The sequence below is a fragment of the Binatus sp. (SeqCode) genome, assembly GCF_049584895.1.
In the GTDB taxonomy this organism is placed as follows: domain Bacteria; phylum Desulfobacterota; class Binatia; order Binatales; family Binataceae; genus Binatus.
The window spans coordinates 1-16,594 of record NZ_JBAUYR010000069.1; the positions used below are offsets into that span (position 1 = coordinate 1).

19 protein-coding genes are annotated in these 16,594 nt (G+C 61.3%); 4 read left to right on the forward strand and 15 right to left on the reverse strand.

The window, feature by feature from the left end; genetic code table 11:
* Nucleotides 1-108 precede the first annotated feature (108 nt).
* Both WB650_RS12655 and rpsF read right to left on the reverse strand, forming a co-directional pair.
* The gene (locus tag WB650_RS12655) at nucleotides 109-396 is read right to left on the reverse strand and encodes a single-stranded DNA-binding protein (protein WP_422303376.1); all 288 of its coding nucleotides are present in this window, start codon (nucleotides 394-396) and stop codon (nucleotides 109-111) included.
* Nucleotides 377-868 (reverse strand): 30S ribosomal protein S6, encoded by a 492-nt coding sequence (gene rpsF / locus WB650_RS12660; protein ID WP_422303375.1) that lies wholly within the window; start codon nucleotides 866-868, stop codon nucleotides 377-379. Before rpsF ends, WB650_RS12655 begins: the two co-directional genes overlap by 20 nt.
* Nucleotides 869-1,074: 206 nt before the next feature.
* On the opposite strand from rpsF, the gene WB650_RS12665 reads away from it, so the two are divergent.
* Nucleotides 1,075-2,343 carry a cyclase family protein gene (locus WB650_RS12665; RefSeq protein WP_423960705.1) on the forward strand — a complete coding sequence of 423 codons (1,269 nt, stop codon included), beginning with the start codon at nucleotides 1,075-1,077 and terminating at the stop codon, nucleotides 2,341-2,343.
* Between the two features lies 1 nt (nucleotide 2,344).
* On the opposite strand, the gene WB650_RS12670 is transcribed toward WB650_RS12665, so the two are convergent.
* The 7 genes from WB650_RS12670 to WB650_RS12700 form a co-directional block, all read right to left on the reverse strand.
* On the reverse strand, nucleotides 2,345-3,637 hold the full coding sequence (locus WB650_RS12670; RefSeq protein WP_422300716.1) for a DUF1329 domain-containing protein: 1,293 nt from the start codon (nucleotides 3,635-3,637) through the stop codon (nucleotides 2,345-2,347).
* Nucleotides 3,638-3,801: 164 nt separating this feature from the next.
* Nucleotides 3,802-3,999 carry a hypothetical protein gene (locus WB650_RS12675; protein WP_422300715.1) on the reverse strand — a complete coding sequence of 66 codons (198 nt, stop codon included), beginning with the start codon at nucleotides 3,997-3,999 and terminating at the stop codon, nucleotides 3,802-3,804.
* Nucleotide 4,000: 1 nt separating this feature from the next.
* Nucleotides 4,001-4,984 carry an FAD binding domain-containing protein gene (locus WB650_RS12680; RefSeq protein WP_422300714.1) on the reverse strand — a complete coding sequence of 328 codons (984 nt, stop codon included), beginning with the start codon at nucleotides 4,982-4,984 and terminating at the stop codon, nucleotides 4,001-4,003.
* A gap of 16 nt (nucleotides 4,985-5,000) precedes the next feature.
* Nucleotides 5,001-7,208: a xanthine dehydrogenase family protein molybdopterin-binding subunit gene (locus WB650_RS12685; RefSeq protein WP_422300713.1), complete on the reverse strand. Its 2,208-nt coding sequence runs from the start codon at nucleotides 7,206-7,208 to the stop codon at nucleotides 5,001-5,003.
* Complete coding sequence (locus WB650_RS12690) at nucleotides 7,208-7,855, reverse strand: (2Fe-2S)-binding protein (RefSeq protein ID WP_423960708.1); 648 nt, start codon at nucleotides 7,853-7,855, stop codon at nucleotides 7,208-7,210. The genes WB650_RS12685 and WB650_RS12690 overlap by 1 nt, the downstream gene beginning before the upstream one ends.
* A 4-nt stretch (nucleotides 7,856-7,859) precedes the next feature.
* A complete protein-coding gene (locus WB650_RS12695; protein ID WP_422300711.1) occupies nucleotides 7,860-8,390 on the reverse strand; it encodes a hypothetical protein in 531 nt (176 codons plus the stop codon).
* Between the two features lie 50 nt (nucleotides 8,391-8,440).
* Complete coding sequence (locus WB650_RS12700; RefSeq protein ID WP_423960710.1) at nucleotides 8,441-8,923, reverse strand: hypothetical protein; 483 nt, start codon at nucleotides 8,921-8,923, stop codon at nucleotides 8,441-8,443.
* 279 nt (nucleotides 8,924-9,202) lie between these two features.
* On the opposite strand from WB650_RS12700, the gene WB650_RS12705 reads away from it, so the two are divergent.
* Complete coding sequence (locus tag WB650_RS12705; RefSeq protein WP_422300709.1) at nucleotides 9,203-9,892, forward strand: DUF892 family protein; 690 nt, start codon at nucleotides 9,203-9,205, stop codon at nucleotides 9,890-9,892.
* Nucleotides 9,893-9,900: 8 nt separating this feature from the next.
* On the opposite strand, the gene WB650_RS12710 is transcribed toward WB650_RS12705, so the two are convergent.
* From WB650_RS12710 to WB650_RS12725, 4 genes are read right to left on the reverse strand one after another with little or no spacing between them, the layout of a single operon-like run.
* Nucleotides 9,901-11,013 (reverse strand): hypothetical protein, encoded by a 1,113-nt coding sequence (locus tag WB650_RS12710; protein WP_422300708.1) that lies wholly within the window; start codon nucleotides 11,011-11,013, stop codon nucleotides 9,901-9,903.
* Between the two features lie 55 nt (nucleotides 11,014-11,068).
* Nucleotides 11,069-11,881, reverse strand: a complete 813-nt coding sequence (locus WB650_RS12715; RefSeq protein WP_422300707.1) for a putative DNA-binding domain-containing protein — start codon at nucleotides 11,879-11,881, stop codon at nucleotides 11,069-11,071.
* Nucleotides 11,823-12,695 (reverse strand): DUF692 domain-containing protein, encoded by an 873-nt coding sequence (locus WB650_RS12720; RefSeq protein ID WP_422300706.1) that lies wholly within the window; start codon nucleotides 12,693-12,695, stop codon nucleotides 11,823-11,825. The genes WB650_RS12715 and WB650_RS12720 overlap by 59 nt, the downstream gene beginning before the upstream one ends.
* 13 nt (nucleotides 12,696-12,708) lie before the next feature.
* The gene (locus WB650_RS12725) at nucleotides 12,709-12,996 is read right to left on the reverse strand and encodes a hypothetical protein (RefSeq protein WP_422300705.1); all 288 of its coding nucleotides are present in this window, start codon (nucleotides 12,994-12,996) and stop codon (nucleotides 12,709-12,711) included.
* Between the two features lie 153 nt (nucleotides 12,997-13,149).
* On the opposite strand from WB650_RS12725, the gene WB650_RS12730 reads away from it, so the two are divergent.
* Both WB650_RS12730 and WB650_RS12735 read left to right on the forward strand, forming a co-directional pair.
* Nucleotides 13,150-13,728 carry a sigma-70 family RNA polymerase sigma factor gene (locus WB650_RS12730; RefSeq protein ID WP_422300704.1) on the forward strand — a complete coding sequence of 193 codons (579 nt, stop codon included), beginning with the start codon at nucleotides 13,150-13,152 and terminating at the stop codon, nucleotides 13,726-13,728.
* 79 nt (nucleotides 13,729-13,807) lie between these two features.
* Nucleotides 13,808-14,611: an anti-sigma factor family protein gene (locus WB650_RS12735; RefSeq protein WP_423960713.1), complete on the forward strand. Its 804-nt coding sequence runs from the start codon at nucleotides 13,808-13,810 to the stop codon at nucleotides 14,609-14,611.
* 83 nt (nucleotides 14,612-14,694) lie between these two features.
* Here the strand turns inward: WB650_RS12735 and purF are convergent, their stop codons facing one another.
* Complete coding sequence (gene purF, locus WB650_RS12740) at nucleotides 14,695-16,173, reverse strand: amidophosphoribosyltransferase (RefSeq protein ID WP_422302012.1); 1,479 nt, start codon at nucleotides 16,171-16,173, stop codon at nucleotides 14,695-14,697.
* Nucleotides 16,166-16,594: AIR synthase-related protein (locus WB650_RS12745; RefSeq protein WP_423960715.1), on the reverse strand; the 429-nt coding region annotated here is incomplete at its 5' end. The genes WB650_RS12745 and purF, both read right to left, overlap by 8 nt.

A 16,594-nucleotide genomic window follows, 5' to 3' on the forward strand; every position in this document is an offset into this window, starting at 1 on the left:
CCGCCGTAGCGTCCGCCGCCGCCACTTTCGCGCGGCCGGTCGCCGCCTCTTTCAGATCTTTCCTCGTCAGCCATTTAAATTCCCTGGAAATATTTCCTTTTTTAGTCTCTATTCACTTCTGTCGATCGACTCGGCCACCACTTCGAATCCACTCTCTTTCTTCAGGCTCCGCTTCAATGCTCTCATTCTTCCCGTCACCTTGACCAGCCGGCCCCGCTCCAGGAGCGGCTTTGCGGTCAGCGCCGATTCACCCGTCATCACGATTCCGAGCCTTAGTTCCTCGCCGGTCGCGCCGCATTCGACGGTGAAGCGGAGAACCGGCGTGCCTGCGGGTGTGATGCGAACCTCGGGCTGGTCGAGCAGCCGGCCTTCGAGCTCAATCCGGTTCCCGGTCACCTTCAGGCCCGGCGATTTCCTCAGCCGCCGCTTCCATTATCTCTTCGGGAGCGTCGGGCGCTTCCTCGGCCGGCTGCTCGCGCGAGGCCATCAGAGCGGCCGCGCGCGCTTCCTGCGCAGCCTTGGCCTCGGCGATACGGCGGTTGCGCGCTTCGAGTTCCTCGCGCGCCTTCGCCACGTCGGCATTGTCGTCGACGAGGACCGACAGGTAGCGCAGAACGGTGTCGGAGATGCGCAAGTTGCGCTCGACCTCGTTCATCACGGGGCCGGGCGAAACGTAGTCGAGTCGAACGTAGAAGCCGCGGCGCTCGCCCTTGATCTTGTAGGCGAGTTCGCGCGATCCCCACTCCTCGGTTTCGATCATCTCGCCGGCGCCGGCGGCGATGATCCCCTCGTAGCGTTTGATGGCTTCCTTGATTTGGGGGTCGCCCGAATCAGGCCTGAGAATAAAAATAGTTTCGTAGCGCCGCATGCGGCTGCTGGTCCTCCTTACGGATTTCAGCCCCAGGTTGGAGCAAGGAGCAATCCCGTACAGTACCATCGCGGGTATGCAGCCTCAAGGCCGAATTGCGGTTATTTGAGGGCTGGGAAATCGCCGGTCGTTGGTCTTGCCATTAACAAACGGTCTGTTAATGAGAAGGTGCGGTCGCGATCAAGCAATTCAGGAGGTCCCGTACATTGGCCAAGCCCAAAAAGAAAATGAAGAAAGCGGCGCCCAAAGTCCGCAAAGTCGCTTCCAAAGCAGTCAAGCCAAAGAAGCCCGCATCGAAAGGCGCCAAGCGCACAGTAGCGGTCAAAGCGTCGAAGCGAACCGCGCCGAAGAAAATCTCCCGGGAGTTAGAGCGACAAGTAGCCGACGCCGTGACCTCCGCCACGCGCGCATCCGTCGATTTCGAGAGCGGGATCACACTGATGGAACGGGCTGTGGTGAGAAAGGTCGGTGAAGTTGCGGCGCGCGCGACTCGCGCGATGCGGCACGCCGTATCTTCTTCGCCACAGCTCCCCAGCTACGACGAACTCCCGGTCCGCGCGGGCGCGCCGGCGGGCGCGGCGTGGGGCGTGTTCGGCGACGACGACGAAGTCGGCACCATCAACCTGCTGACGCCCGATCGCGTGGTCGAGGCGGCCGACTCGATTCGAACAGGTAAAGTGTTCGCGCTGAATCTGCCGATCAACATCCCCGACCCGCCGCTGTTCACCCGCGGCAAGCATACGCACACCGTCAAGATTTTCCCGAATGCGGAATTCGTGCTCGACGACTTCCTGGACAACTTCTATCCGCAAGCGTCCTCGCAATGGGACGCGCTCGCACACGTGAAGCATCCGGCGCATGGCGCGTACAACGGGATTCCCGACAATCAGATGACCGGGCGCGGTGGAACGCGTCTCGGTATCGACAACCTGGCGCGGCGCGGAATCGCGGGGCGCGGAGTGCTCGCCGACGTCGCGCGCTACTACGATCGCGTCGGCAAGTCGATCGATTTCACCCAGGCCAAGTCGATTCCGCTCGACGACGTGCAGGCTGCGCTCGAAGAAGAAGGCGTCGAGTTGCAAACCGGCGATATCCTGCTGATTCGCATCGGATGGACCAAGTTCTACCTGTCGGCGAGCGAAGAGATTAAGGCGGAACTGGCGAGGGAGACCGTGGTGCCGGGAATCGAAGGCAGCGAGCGCACCGCGCGATGGCTATGGGACAATCACCTGGCTGCGGTCGCGTCGGATTCTCCGGCGCTCGAAGCATTGCCGAAACCGGCGGGCGAGGAAATGGAATTTCTGCACTTCCACATGCTCGCGTTCTTCGGGATGCCGATAGGCGAGATGTGGAACCTCGAAGGCCTGGCGGAAGATTGCGCCGCCGACGGCAATTACGATTTCTTCCTGACCTCCGCGCCGCTGAATATTCCAGGAGGAGTAGGCTCGCCGCCCAACGCGTTGGCAATCAAATGAGTTAGTGCCCGGCCTTGGTCAGCGCCTCGGTCGTGAAGAAGCCCTTATCAACCGCGCCCATGTTGATGTACCAGCATTCGCGCTCGGGCGTGTCGGGGCCGGGGAGGTAGCACGTTGTCGATACGCCGGATTGCACGTCGATACTCGAGGCGGCAACGATGAACTCGCGCTTGAATGGATAGACGGCAATCTTCGCGTCGGGCACCGGGCGGTCGCGATAGGTGTTGAGATAAATCTGCGTCTTCCACAACTCGCCCTTCTGGTCGTAACTGTCAACGTACGGATTGAACCATCCCTCGCCGTCGACGTACACGATCGTCTTCGATTGCAGGACGCCCTGGATTCTCTCCGGCCGCGGCGTGACTTCGACTACGTACAGATGGCGCATCTCCCAGTCGTCGCCGCATGAGGTCGCGCCACCGTCGGTCGCGCACGGATGCGCGGGCGCGTTCTGCGCATGCACGCACGCGAGCATGTTTTTGTCGCCGAGATATTTGAAGTTGTACTCCTGCGGTTTTGCGCCGAATCCTCCGGCATGATCAGCGTCCCAGGTCGAAAGCCCCGGCGAGGAACTCAAGAGCACTTCGTTGACTCGGCGCACGCGCCGGGTTCCCGCCAGGAATGCCCACGTGTCGTCGGCCTTGTTCGCGTCCCAGTAGCGATACAGGATTGCACCGCTGCCGCGATCTTCCGCCGGCGCGAGCGTGGGATACGCCCCGGCGCGCGCCCAGATACCGGTGATCTTGAAATCCGGATCGGCAGGCAGCGGCTCGACCTCGGTACGTCCGATATCGGAGTAACCCGCCAGATGCCCGACCTCGGTCTGTGTCATCAGCGACTGTTGAGCGCCGGGATTCTGCTTGGCCACCTGGCATTCGAAGAAACGCAGATCGTAATCGTCGCTCGCGATCGGCTTGAAGTACTGGTTCCACATGATCTTGGTCGCGACCTCGGGATCGTTCGGATCGAGGATCGGGAACGGCTGCCCGGCAACGTAGCCGATCAGATCGCGATGGTCCGGGGCGAGGCGCACCTGGCTGGAATATTTTTCGGTCGCATCCTGGTACGGCGGCGGCCACATCACGCGGCTCGGCGCGACGATATTCATCTCCATCCCCCGCGACACCACGATAAACGTGCCGGGACTCACCAGCGCACGGACCTGTTCCGCATTCTTGGCGGTGATCCGATCGCCGGGTTTTATTTGGGCGTGGGCAGGAGTGAATGGAAATGTCAGCGCGAAAAAAGCTGCGATGACGGACAACGGAACACGAAGTCCGCTCGGTTTTTTCATATTTAAAGTATCACTTTAACTCAATCGCGTTTGGCGATGGCGTTCAGTTCTGACGTTAGCGACTCCCCAATGCTTTCCCCTGCCGAACCATAGCACACGGCCCGCCGAAATTGATTCTTCAAGCAAGTGCTCATCGCCGTCGGCCGCGCTGAAAATTTTATTTTTTACTCCTGCTCGAAGCATCCGCGATCGGCGCCGCACTCTTGCGCATCGACTGGCAGCCCGTCAGGTCCCACTGGGCGCTGGGTCTTGAGGCAGGTGTAGCACGCGGTCGAGTCGTCGGGCTTGAAAATGCGCTCGCCGTCGGGCGTGCGGTAGTAGGCGGTCTTGGTCCGCAGCAGTGCGCAAAATGGCGAGGCCATATTATGCGGCCTCCAATCCCGCGGCGTGCATGATCGCGCGACGCACGACCACTTTCGCAATCACGATTTTGTACGCGTTCTCGGACATTGGCTGCGCGTCCTTCAGAGCGGCGTCGGCGGCGGCGCGCGCGCGCGACTCGTCGAGCGGGCCGGCCTTGAGCGCGGCTTCCGCATCGAGTGATCGCCACGGGATTGGCGCCACCGCGCCCATCACGACGCGCGCATCGCGGACCGTCTTCGCTCCGTCGAGCACAACTGCGACGCTCACCAACGGCCAATCGAAGCTCTGCTTCTCGCGCGCCTCCAGGTAATGGCTGCGCGTACTGGCGGAGGGCGCGGGAACGATCACTTCAGTGATTATTTCGCCAGGCTTGAGAGAATTTTCGCGCTTCGGATCGACCGTCGGCAGTGTGAAAAACTTTTCCAGCTCAATGCTGCGCTGTCCCGCCGGACCGACAATCGTCGCGCTCGCGCGCATCGCAATCAGCGCGGGCGCCAGATTCGACGGATGCACGATGAACGACGGACCGCCGCCGAGAATCGCGTGGTAACGATTGAGGCCGCCGATCGAGTAGCAGGTGTCGCCGCCCTTCTTAAGGCAATTCACGTCGGGATTGCGAAAGTACCAGCATCGCGGACGCTGCAGGATATTTCCGCCGACCGTGCCGAGGTTGCGAATTTGCGGCGTCGCCGCTTCGCCGGCAGCCTCGGCAATCGCCGTGAACTTCTCGCGGATCGCAGGATGCTCGGCGACTTCGCTCAGCTTAACCGTCGCGCCGAGGCGTAGGTCGCCGGACGGACGCACCTCGATTCCACCAAGCTCCTTCAGACCTTTCAGGTTCACCAGCGCGGCAGGCGACACGATGCTCTGCTTCGAGAGATCGACCACGTCGACGCCGCCCGCGAATGCGACGTTGCCATCTTCGGCCAGCAACCGCGATGCGCTCGCGAGGTCGGCAGGCGTGATCACTTCGAATCGATTCATCGCGATTGCAAATCCTTCACACGTGTCCCAGCGCCGACAGCACGCGGTCGGGCGTCATCGGGAGCGAACGCACCGGCACGCCAATCGCGTCGTACACCGCGCATGCGACCGCGGCAGTGCTCGCGACGTGCGACACCTCGCCGAGGCCCATCACGCCGGTATTCGTAACGCCGTTGGCGACCTCGAAAAACGTCACGTCGATTTGCGGCACGTCGAGCGCGCCGATCAGCTTGTAGTCGTCCATCGTCGGATTCACCATGATGCCCAGCTGCGGGTCCATCCGGCGATCCTCGAACAGCGCAAACCCGATGCCCATCAGGATGCCGCCGTTGACCTGGCTGCGCGCCGTCAGCGGATCGACAATCCGTCCCGCGTCGTGCACCGCGACGACGTGCTTCACGCGGATGATTCCCGTTTCGGTATCGACTTCGACTTCGGCGAATTGGCATCCCGCCTGGTCGCTGCGAAAGCCGCCGTAATTAGGCACGCGCTCACCCTGCGCGGAAATCGAATCGCCGGGCATTCGCTTGCACACGTCGGTAAATGAAATTGCCCGCGATGTACTGGCGCGCACACGAATCATTTCGCCGGCCGCTTCGAGGTCGTCGGGCTCCGCGCCAAGAATCGGCGCCGCGATCCGAAACAACTTGTCCTTGAGATGCGCCGCGGCCTGGCGCACGGCCGGCGAATTTGAAGGCGCGCTCAAACTGCCGCCACTCGGCACCGAAAAAAGAAATCGCGTGTCGCCGATTTCCGACTTCACGCGATCAACCGGCAGACCGAGTTCCTCGGCCGCGACAATCGCGAGCACTGTGCGCGTGCCGGTGCCGATATCCTGCGTGCCGACGCGGACCTCGACACTGCCGTCGCGATGCGCGATCACCTGCGCTTCCGGACCCGACACTCCGACCGCGTGCCATTCGGCGGACGCGACGCCGACGCCGCGCTTGATTGGACTGCTCGATTTCGCGGCTTCATTTTTCTCTGCCCATCCGAACATGCGCGCGCCGATCTCGTATTCGGCGGCGCGGACCGGGTTGTCGCTGTTGCGGCGCCGGAACTCGAGCCGGTCGATTCCCCCCTTGCGCGCCATCTCGTCCATCGCGAGTTCCAGCGCGAAGCATCCCTGTGGCCATCCGGGCGCGCGCATCGGGGACGCCGGCCCGGCATTCGTGTAGATGCCAGTTTCCTGAACACGGATATTCGCGCATCGATAGACCGACCCGAACGGACCCGAACTACCGGCGCCGCCGCCAATCCCGCCGCTTCCGCGCGTCACGAGATCGATCGCAGTCAGCTTGCCGTCGCGATCGACGCCCATCTTGACCTTCTGTTCGGAGTTCGGACGATTGCCGGTCGAGCGATGCTCGTCGGCGCGCGGGAGCATCACCTTCACCGGGACGCCGGCCATCTTGGCCAGTCGCGACGCGACAATAATTTCTGGAGTGGCGCCGAATTTCGACCCGAAGCCGCCTCCGAGATATTCGCAGACGACGCGCACGCTGTCCGGCGGCAGGCTGAAATAGACGGCCAGATCGTCGCGCACGGAAAAGATTCCCTGTGTCGAGCACCAGACCGTGAGCTGATCGCCCGCGGCGTTGAAGCTCGCGACCGCGCCATGCGTCTCGAGGCAGACATGAGTCTGCACTGGCGTCGTGTAAGTCGCCTCGATCGTGTTCGCCGCGATCTCGAGGCCCTTCGGCACGTCGCCGACGCTCGAATTTTTGGTCTTGCCGACGTTGGATCGACTGCCGAACACGCTCGGCGCGGAGTCCTTGGCCGCATCGTCCATGTCGACCACGAACGGCAAGGTTTCGTAATCGACCTTGATCAACTTGAGCGCATCTGCGGCGATGTCCGATCTGATCGCGGCGACCGCGGCGACTTCCTGGCCGGCGAAACGGATCTCGCGATCGTCGAGCGCAAGCACTGCGCGCACTCCCGCAAGATTTTGCGCAGCCGACAAGTCTATATTGCGAACGCGCGCGTGCGGCCACGGACTGCGCAGGATCGCGCCGTAAAGCATCCCGGGCAACTCGATGTCGTAAGTGTAATGGGCCGCGCCGGTCGCCTTCAGCGGTCCGTCCACGCGCGGCGTGGGCTTGCCGACGACAGACAGGCGGTCGCCCCATTGCCATGGCGTCGGCTCGTCCTCCGGGATGACGACAGTGACGTCTTGCGTATTGCCCTGAAAGCCGAGGTTGAGCGTGACGCGCCGCGACATCAGACGTCCTTGGTCACGCGTCCGGGCTGGGCGGCTTTGAGAGCGGCCGCGAACACATGCGGGTACGTACCGCAACGACAGGTATTGCCCGCGGTTGCGTGTTTGATTTCCTCAGTCGTCGCGGAAGGATTTTTTTCGAGCGCCGCCGCCACCGACATCACCATCCCAGGCGTGCAGAAGCCGCATTGCTGCGCGTCAGTCTCGACGAACGCGGCCTGCACCGGATGCATATTCGACGGCGTGCCGAGTCCTTCGATCGTCGTGACCTGGTGTCCGCGCGCGTCGATCGCCAGCACCATGCATGAGGTCACGGGCTTGCCGTCGAGATGCACCGTGCATGCGCCGCACGCGCCGCGATCGCAAACGAGTTTCGTGCCGGTGAGTCCGAGATGCTCGCGGAGTGCACGCAGCAACGTTACGCGCGGCTCGATTTCGAGCGTCGCAGGCTTGCCGTTGATATTGAGTTCGATCGTCGTCGCTTCAGGCCCAAGCTTCTCGACAACACCCGGCGGCAGCGTCTTCTCATCGGCCGATGCGGTCCGAACGCGGACCAGGCCTGCCGCCGCGGCGACCGCACCGGCGCCCTTGATAAACGATCGGCGGCTGATAGCGTGCGGTTTGCGAGGCTTGCGATCGTCTCGATTCATTCTTTCACTGTTTCACTCTTTCACGGGAAGTCGCGTCGGCGGCATCGCCAGCAGGCTCGGCGGTCATAAAAATCGCGACCGCCACACCGAAGAGAATCATACCGACTGGAAGCGCAAACGCTGCAATCTTGATCGAGTAAACGCCCGCCGCGAGAAGCTTGTCAAGGAACATTCCGGTGTCGTAGCGAAAGTGGTCTATTAGCCATGCGGTGACGGATCCGCCGCTGCTGAATTTGAAGCGCGCGATTTCCGCGCTGATCCGCGCCACGATGGGCAGCATCAGACCACCAACGATTACAGCCGCTACCATCGAGCGGTTTTTCAGCAGACCGCCATGCGCCAACCTCGCCCCGATGCGAATTCCGATCAACATCCCAAGGGCCGTCGCGGCGCACTCGACGATTGCGAACTCGTTGGAATTCCACCACGCGCCGAACGACGGATTGAGATATCGCACCGCGATATGCGCGCCCAACCCGTAGCTGAGCGTAAAGATGACGGTGAGAAGAATCGCGATAAACGTGAGCCGTCCCATCCATCTGGGCGTTCGGCGCGGTCTTTTCTTTCGGACCATCCCGTGAGCCGTCAGCGAATCGAGGCGACAATCGCGCCAGGGCCGCGGGTGAGTCCAAGCGAGAGATAGACAATCAGCAACACGATCGATCCGACGGTGAGCCCGACGCGGCGGAAGCGTGCCTGCAAATCTGCGACTTCCGGACTCGGACCGGCGGCCGAGAGTCGCCAGATTTGCGTGCCGAGGTTTCCGTATTGATAGAGCGCAAGTCCGATCACCACGACCACCAGCACCAATTTGATCGCGAGCAGAATCGAAACGCCGCCGATGAACAGTACGTTGAAGATACCGGTCACGACCAGCACTGCGAGCGAGGTAAGTACAATCGCGCCGAGCCGGCGAACGATTTGGCGGGAGACTCGGACTCGCGCGGGCGGATCAAGTTCCGCGGCCAGCACCGGGGCGAGCGCGAACGTGCTGAACAGCGATCCACCGAGGGCAACGATCACGGCAACGATGTGCGCGAACAGCACGGCGAAGCGGAGACTTAGCATCAGGTACCGCTTGTATCGGACGGAGTCGCGTCGGGGCAAGTGGCCGCGGGTCGAGGCGAAATTACATGCTTCCGGTTATTCGGACCGATCATGGCGTGATGAAAGCCTTTGTGTTGACGCCATCTGAGTCGGATCGCTGCGAGTTTTTGCAGACCAAAGAGTGATCCAGAGTCAGTCACGGATGCGTCCCGACAATCTGGGTCCGAAACGAGGTTTGGCGCGCTTCATGCTTATTATCTGGAAATTTCACCCTGCTTTTCCTGGAGGGAAAAAGATCCTATGGCCGAACTAACCGAAAAAGTAATGGACTTCTTCTCAAGCGCGCGAATCAATGAGCGCACGCTGATGGAGGTCTTGAGCGAATTCCTGGCCGTCGAGATGGGCGGCCAGAAACTCTACGAGAAGGCACTCGGACTGGTTTCCGATCCCGAAGTGCGAACCAAGTTCCGCGAGTTTCACAGGCAGACGATTAAGCACCAGAAGGTACTCACTGATGTGATTCACCGCCTTGGCGGAAATACTCGCGTGCAGAGCCCCACTGCAAAGGTGGCGACCGAGAAAGCCCAAGCCCTGCTGCGCAGCATGGATCGCAATGGTCTCTCGAAAGATCAGGCTGAGCTGAACGCGATCGAAAACATCGTCCTGGCCGAGACTAAGGATCACGCGGACTGGGAACTGATCGGGAAAATTGCCCGTCAGGCTACCGAGGATCGCTTGCGCGAAATCCTGGGTGCGGCCGCCAGTGAAGTTGAGCACGAAGAAGACGAACATCTTAACTGGACCCGGAAAAAACTCGGTGAATTGCAGATGCAGGCGCTGGTCAAGGGTGCCGACGCGGAGAAAAAACCGGACCATCCGAATGCAAAATCACTGACGAGAAAAAGCTCGACGAAACGAACTGCAAGCCGCGCCAAATCGCGAACCAAGGGTCCCTCGAAAGGAAGAAGCCGAGGGCGAGCGGCTCGCTAAACGGCAGATCACGAAAGACGATACGTTACGAAATTGCCGGTGACGTGCGCACCAAGGCTGAGTGCCGTCCGGCGCGAGGCCCAATTGTCGTCGAGAACGAGCGTGTAGCCGGCGAAGCGCATCTTGCGCCGCGCCATCGCGAGGAACGATCGCGCCGCCATCGCAACCGCGACGCCGCGTCCGCGCGCTCGCTCGATCACTCCGATATTGATAAGCGCGCCGCGCGTTCCTCCCCCGCGCTCCGGAGCGAGCCGGACGCCCCTGCGGAGACGGGCGAGCGCAGGACTTAGATCGGGCACCGAGAAGACCGCGCCGACGCACTCGCCGTCGATCGTCGCGAGCATCGAAAGATCGGCGACTGGAGTTTCCCACAACGACGTGAGCATCGGGCGCACTTCCGCGCGCGTCACCGGATTCCATCCCCAGTGGCGGTCGAACGCGGCGTTGGTCACGTCGGTCCACGCGTCAATCGCAGCGAGAAATCCGTACTCGCGCCAGCTTTGAATCGTGACCCCACCCGCGGCGGCCGCCTCGGACATCCGCCGATAGCGCGCGAGGATTTCAGGCGTGAACGGCGCGGTGTAATCGACCTGCCCTTTTTCGGTGACGAACCCCGCCTGTTTGAAGTAGCGATGGTACGACGCAGGATTTCCGCGCAGCAGGAACGATGGCAGCGATTCGTAATTGTCGATCGCATACGGATAATCGAGAAATGCCGCAAAGCCGCTGCGAACCGCACTCATGCCGCGTTCGCGCAGCGACCGGATGGCCTCGTCGAGCATCGCGGCGACGGCGATATCCTCGCCGTCGAGCGCCTCGAACTGAATCAATTGCCCGAGTTGCTCGTTCCAATGTTCGATATAGCGGCGATTGATAACGGCGCTGACGCGGGCGACCAGAATGCCTCCTCGACGCGCGCAGAAGGGCGTGATTTCGAGATGGGTCGAGAGCAGGCTGCGTCGCGACAGCAGATCGATTTCGTTCTGCACGTCCGGCGGCCACCACGCGTCGCGCGCGCTGTAGACCTGAAACGGAAGCCGCGCGAACTCATCCAACTGCAAGCGACTCGTCGGCCGCTCGACGCTGATTGTAGCGCCGGTGATTTTGGGATTTGCCGCCATCAGTTGAGCCGCATCGCGCGCTCAACAATTCTTATAGCCGCAGGCGGGTCAAAGATCATCCACGAACGAATAAGCCGTCGGAGAGCCATCCCGCGAGCATTCGATTCATCGCAGCGACAGGATCTTGATCTTCGGCGTTCGCGGCGACGACCTCGCAGATTTCTGCGAACGTAGAGCAGCGCGAGACTGCGTCGAGCGCATCTGCTTCGGCGCGTTCGAGATCGCGATAGAAGACGCGTGCGTTGCGCCGCCACACCAGGACTTTGACGCCACCCCGCTCCGCGGGTTTCCACGGGCGACCATCCTCGACAGCTCGCAATAACTCTGACACTCGCCATTCGAGCGCGAGTATCTGCGCTGCGGGATGAATCGTGAGTTTCATCGCGGGCCAGTCTTCGGGTGGAGTCGCACGGAGTGAGTCGGGATCCAGTGCAGCATCGTCGGGACCGGCAAACACCTCGACGACCGCGCGTTCGAGCTTCGCGAGGTCCGCAACAAATGGCACATCCTCACGCAAAGGATGATCGCTCAGATAGTCCGCGAGATACCGCCCGCAATCGGAGATGGACGGCTCAGTCGGTGGATATTCGAGCAGGTAGCCGGTGACCAGGTTATGAAAATTGTCGTCGCCGAGGACTGCGAGTGTTGCGGCGAAGTCCTCTTTGAGCGCGTCGCGGATGCGGTAGAAATACATGTTCGCATAGATATCGACGCGAGCCTCTGCCGACAGGCGATCGTCGCCGAGCACGATCGCGTCGAGCCCGCCTGCGCTCAAATCGCGTTCGGCCAGGAGCCCCTCGGCGACGCCGCTAGGCGCGGTGATCAGCCGATAGAGCAGGCTTTCCAGTTCTTTCAGATGAATCGGCATTGAAAATCGCCCGTGCGCGATCCGCGGTATTCGCCAACTCCGCGAACTCCGGGATGTTGTCGTCCCATTCCACCAGTGCCGACAGTGCCCCGAAGCGCCGCGCCGCGCGTTGGTAGAGCGTCCATACCTCGTCGCGCACCGGATGGTCGTGCGTATCGAGCAGGTAGGTGCCGTGATCGCTATGCCCTGCGAGATGGTACTGCACGACGCGCTCGGCCGGCACCGCGTCGATATAGTCGTTGGCGTCGAAGCGATGGTTGAACGCGCTCACGAAGATATTGTTGATGTCGAGCAGGATTCCGCAGTCGGCCTCATCTGCAATCGTCGAGATGAATTCCCATTCCGTCATCGACGAGTCAGCGAACGCCATATAGCTCGAAACATTCTCGATCAGTATCGGCCGCTCGAGGATGTCCTGCACCGCGCAGATTCGCGCGGCGACGTGACGAATCGCCTCCTCTGTATACGGCACCGGCAGCAAGTCATGCAGATTGCGCCCGCCCACTCCCGTCCAGCACAGGTGATCCGAAATCCACGCAGGCTCGAAACGTCGCGCGAGTTCGCGCAGTTGCCGCAGGTAAGTGCGATTCAGCGGATCGGTCGATCCAATCGACATCGACACGCCATGCATCGCGATCGGATAGTTGGCGCGGACGCCTTCGAGCACTTCGAGCGCGCGTCCGCCCGCAACCATGAAATTTTCCGAAATGACCTCGAACCAATCGACCTGGGGACGCGTCTCCAGCACCTGGCTGTAGTGCTGGCGTCTCAGCCCGACGCCGTAGCCGAGCATCGGAAAGTCAGAACGTTTCATTGCGCGATCGAGCCTAGTCGCTCTTCGTAACAGTCTCTGGTTTTCCTCCGGCCGCGATGCATTCCTTCGCCGTCGGCGTCATGACGTAGCCTTTGCCCTTGCAGGCGTTGGCTCCCTTGCAGCTGCTCTGCGCGCTCTGACACAAGCTCTGACCCTTGCATGCGTTGCCGCCGACGCACTTAACTTGCGACGACGCCGCGGCGCTCGAGTCGCTAGTATCTGCCGCTTGCACCGCGTTGCCCGCAAAGATCAGCGCGACCGCCGTCGCCAGCATCGCGCCAGTAATTTTCGCCTTCGTCATATCCGTAACTCCTTGGCTGTAGTTTCGCGCACCGCAACTATCGCGGTCGCATCTCACAGTCTAAACATCCAAGTTCGACAAGAGCTAGTGGGAACATTTCGGGCCTATGCAAGATTTCATTGATGAAGGATGCTATGTTCCTGAAAACGGCATATGGCGGACAAGAGCGGCACCGGCACGGATCGGCGCAAGCGATTCGAAGACGAGGCGTTGCCCCATCTCGACGCGCTGTACACGATGGCGATACGGCTGGCGCGCAATCCCGACGACGCCAACGACCTGCTGCAGGAGACGGTGCTGCGGGCGTACCGTTTCTTTCATCAATTCGAGACCGGAACGAATTGTCGCGCGTGGATGCTGACCATACTCTTCAACAATTTCCGCAACGGCTATCGAAAATACTCGCGCGAGCAGCCGGCTTCATCCGCCGAGGAGTTCGATCGCAAGGTCGAGGGCGAAAGCCTGCGAACCGATCCGGCCGGTTCGAATCCCGAAGCCTTGCTTTCAGGACGCGGGATGGAGGGTGAGGTCGAGGCCGCCCTGGGAGGATTGCCGGCGGAGTTCCGCGAAGCGATTCTGCTGGTCGACGTCGAAGAGCTCAGTTACCAGGAGGTTTCGGGGGTTCTGGACGTACCCATCGGTACGGTAAAATCTCGAGTGTCACGTGGACGCGCGATTTTGCGGGATGCGTTGGCTAACTTTGCCAAGGAACGTGGAATAATACGGCCTTGACTCCGACGCGCTATGACAGTTTGAGTGAAGCAAGCCGGTAACGATAGAAGTGGATTGTAATACCTACATTGAGACGTACTTGTCGGCTCACGTTGACGGGGAGTTGACTCCGGCGGAGTTGCGCGAGGTCGAAGAACATCTTGCCGGATGCGTCAACTGTCGCGCACGCTTCGCCGAGGAACGCGCGGTCAAGGCGCTGCTACGCGAGCGCGCTGCGATGCGCCGGACGCCGCCGGTTGTCCGCGGGTCGATCCTTGCCGCGCTCGACGCCGCCGATGGGGCAGATGCCAGCGGCGCGGGAGGCGGGCGTGAAAGTTCAGCCGGCGCCGATCGCGCCCGACGCTTCTCGATTCGCCGCGCCCGCCTATGGGCGCCTGTCGCGGTCGCCGCGGTCGCGGTGTTCGCATTCGTGATATTGCATGGCGGCAGCGGCCCGGCTCCGGCGCATGCTATCCCACCCTTCGACGTTGCGATCGACCACTACGATCATTTCGACAATCACTTCGAACCCAACATCAATTCCACGTCGCCCGCCGAACTCTCCGACGCCTACATGGATCACCAGCTACCGGGGTTCCTGTGGAATTTTCAACACTCGGGCTACAAGCTCCGAGGTGGACGGATCGATCGTCTCGCGGACGGAACCTCGGTCGCTTATACGTTCTATCAGGGCGACAACGGCAGCATCCTCTGCACCTTCATGAAGTCGCACGGATTCCAGCCGCCCGACGGCGAGGTCCAGGAGATGGACGGTCATCGATGCTACCGATACAAGGGCTACAGCGTCTGCCTGAGCTATCCGCCCGGCGGTTTCATCTGCATCCTGGTCTCGCACCGCCCGATGAAGGAATTCATGCAGGACATCGCGGACTCCGAGCCCTAGCTTCTCTTAATACTAAGGTGCAGGGGTTACCCCTGCCCAAGGAAGCGTGAAACCCACGGAGGGGTTTCACTAAGATAAAGCTCCTATCTTCTATCCGCCTTCAACCCATCCTCGTTGGCAAGAAACAAATGCAACTGCGCGGGCGTGGTATTGCGCGGAATCTCGACCGGATAATTTCCAGTGAAGCACGCGTCGCAAAATCCCTCGCGACTGTCGCCGTTGAATGAGTACAGGCCGTCCCAACTAAGGTAAGCGAGCGAGTCGGCCGTGATGTAGCGCCGAATCTCTTCGACCGAATGCGAGGACGCGAGCAGTTCCTCGCGCGTCGGCGTGTCGATTCCGTAAAAGCACGAGTTGGTTGTCGGCGGCGACGAGATACGCACGTGAACTTCGCGCGCACCTGCCTCGCGCAGCATCGGGATCACTTTTCTTAGTGTGGTGCCGCGCACGAGCGAGTCCTCGATCAGCACGATTCGCTTGCCGCGCAGCAACTCGGCCACTGGATTGAATTTGATCTTCACTCCGAAATGGCGAATCGATTGGCGCGGCTCGATAAACGTTCGGCCGATGTAATGGCTGCGCACCAGGCCCATTTCGAACGGGATTCCCGATTCTTCCGCGTAACCGAGCGCGGCCGGCGTGCCTGAATCCGGCACCGGCACCACGATGTCCGCCTCGGCCGGCGCCTCGCGCGCCAATGCTCGCCCATGCTGCTTGCGAACCTGGTACACGTTGCGGCCGTAAATCTGGCTGTCGGGCCGCGAAAAATAGACGTACTCGAAGATGCACCGCTTGGTCGGCGCATGCGCAAATGGACTCATCGAGCGCAACCCGGTTTCGTCGACGACGATCATCTCGCCGGGGTTGATCTCGCGAACATATTCGGCGCGCACCAAATCCAGCGCACAGGTCTCCGACGCAACGATCGTCGCACCGTTCAGATTGCCCAGCACCAGCGGACGAAAGCCTTGCGGATCGCGCACCGCGATCATCGAATCTTCGGTCAGCACCACCAGCGAGTACGCGCCCCGCACTTGCGCCAGCGCCTCCGCGACCCGCTCGGGCAGTGTGGGCGCATGCGAGGCCGCGATCAGGTGAATCATCACCTCGCTATCCGACGACGACTGGAAGATCGATCCGGTCGACTCGAGCCGTTCGCGCAGCTCGGCGAAATTTACCAGGTTGCCGTTGTGCGCGAGCGCGAGTCCGCCGCGTGCGTACTCGACTACCAGCGGCTGACAGTTGCCAATCGTCGTCGAGCCGGTTGTCGAGTAGCGGTTATGCCCAATCGCACTGGTGCCTTCGAGCCGCTCGATAATTGATTGGTTGAAAATGTCGGCGACCAGCCCCATCCCGCGATGGAAGATCAGCGACTTGCCGTTGGACGAGACGATTCCCGCCGACTCCTGCCCGCGATGCTGCTGCGCGTAGAGCCCTAGGTACGCGAGGTTGGCGGCCTCCGGATGCCGGTAGACGCCGAACACGCCGCACTCTTCGTGGAAGACGTCGAGCGGCGATTCTTCGACTGCTTCGACCGCAAGGACCGAATCTTCTTCAGTCACCGCCTCTGAGCCTCCTTGGAATCGCGTTTTCGTAAATTCGCTGCAACGCGGAAACGTCTTCGTCGATCGCTTCGCCAATTTTAAGCCGCGGATTGGCGATTACTTTCCCGATCACCGCAAACTCCAATCCTCGACCTACAAACAATTTCTCGACGATGGTCACGTCAGCTGGCGCAATCGACAAAATCACGGTCGATGCGCCCTCGCCAAAAAAATCATCCGCGTCAGCGCTTCCAGCTCGCCCAAGCTCAACTTCGGCTCCCAGAATCGCCCGCGGATTGAAACAGGCTTCAGCCATTGACACCGCAAGCCCGCCCTCGGCGATATCGTGAGCTGATCTTATCAGCCCCTGTTCGGCGCCTTCAACCAGCCCCTCGACCAGAGCCGCTTCCCGAGCCAGATCGATCGCGCCAAGCTGCCC

What these genes read in the sequence shown, in the direction of transcription:
- WB650_RS12670 (WP_422300716.1), bottom strand. Translation starts at nt 3,637, where the DNA reads ATGAAAAAACCGAGCGGACTTCGTGTTCCGTTGTCCGTCATCGCAGCT.
- WB650_RS12725 (WP_422300705.1), bottom strand. Translation starts at nt 12,996, where the DNA reads ATGACGAAGGCGAAAATTACTGGCGCGATGCTGGCGACGGCGGTCGCG.
- WB650_RS12705 (WP_422300709.1), top strand. Translation starts at nt 9,203, where the DNA reads ATGGCCGAACTAACCGAAAAAGTAATGGACTTCTTCTCAAGCGCGCGA.
- WB650_RS12695 (WP_422300711.1), bottom strand. Translation starts at nt 8,390, where the DNA reads ATGGGACGGCTCACGTTTATCGCGATTCTTCTCACCGTCATCTTTACG.
- rpsF (WP_422303375.1), bottom strand. Translation starts at nt 868, where the DNA reads ATGCGGCGCTACGAAACTATTTTTATTCTCAGGCCTGATTCGGGCGAC.
- WB650_RS12685 (WP_422300713.1), bottom strand. Translation starts at nt 7,208, where the DNA reads ATGTCGCGGCGCGTCACGCTCAACCTCGGCTTTCAGGGCAATACGCAA.
- WB650_RS12720 (WP_422300706.1), bottom strand. Translation starts at nt 12,695, where the DNA reads ATGAAACGTTCTGACTTTCCGATGCTCGGCTACGGCGTCGGGCTGAGA.
- WB650_RS12680 (WP_422300714.1), bottom strand. Translation starts at nt 4,984, where the DNA reads ATGAATCGATTCGAAGTGATCACGCCTGCCGACCTCGCGAGCGCATCG.
- WB650_RS12675 (WP_422300715.1), bottom strand. Translation starts at nt 3,999, where the DNA reads ATGGCCTCGCCATTTTGCGCACTGCTGCGGACCAAGACCGCCTACTAC.
- WB650_RS12730 (WP_422300704.1), top strand. Translation starts at nt 13,150, where the DNA reads ATGGCGGACAAGAGCGGCACCGGCACGGATCGGCGCAAGCGATTCGAA.
- WB650_RS12690 (WP_423960708.1), bottom strand. Translation starts at nt 7,855, where the DNA reads ATGAATCGAGACGATCGCAAGCCTCGCAAACCGCACGCTATCAGCCGC.
- WB650_RS12700 (WP_423960710.1), bottom strand. Translation starts at nt 8,923, where the DNA reads ATGCTAAGTCTCCGCTTCGCCGTGCTGTTCGCGCACATCGTTGCCGTG.
- WB650_RS12715 (WP_422300707.1), bottom strand. Translation starts at nt 11,881, where the DNA reads ATGCCGATTCATCTGAAAGAACTGGAAAGCCTGCTCTATCGGCTGATC.
- WB650_RS12710 (WP_422300708.1), bottom strand. Translation starts at nt 11,013, where the DNA reads ATGGCGGCAAATCCCAAAATCACCGGCGCTACAATCAGCGTCGAGCGG.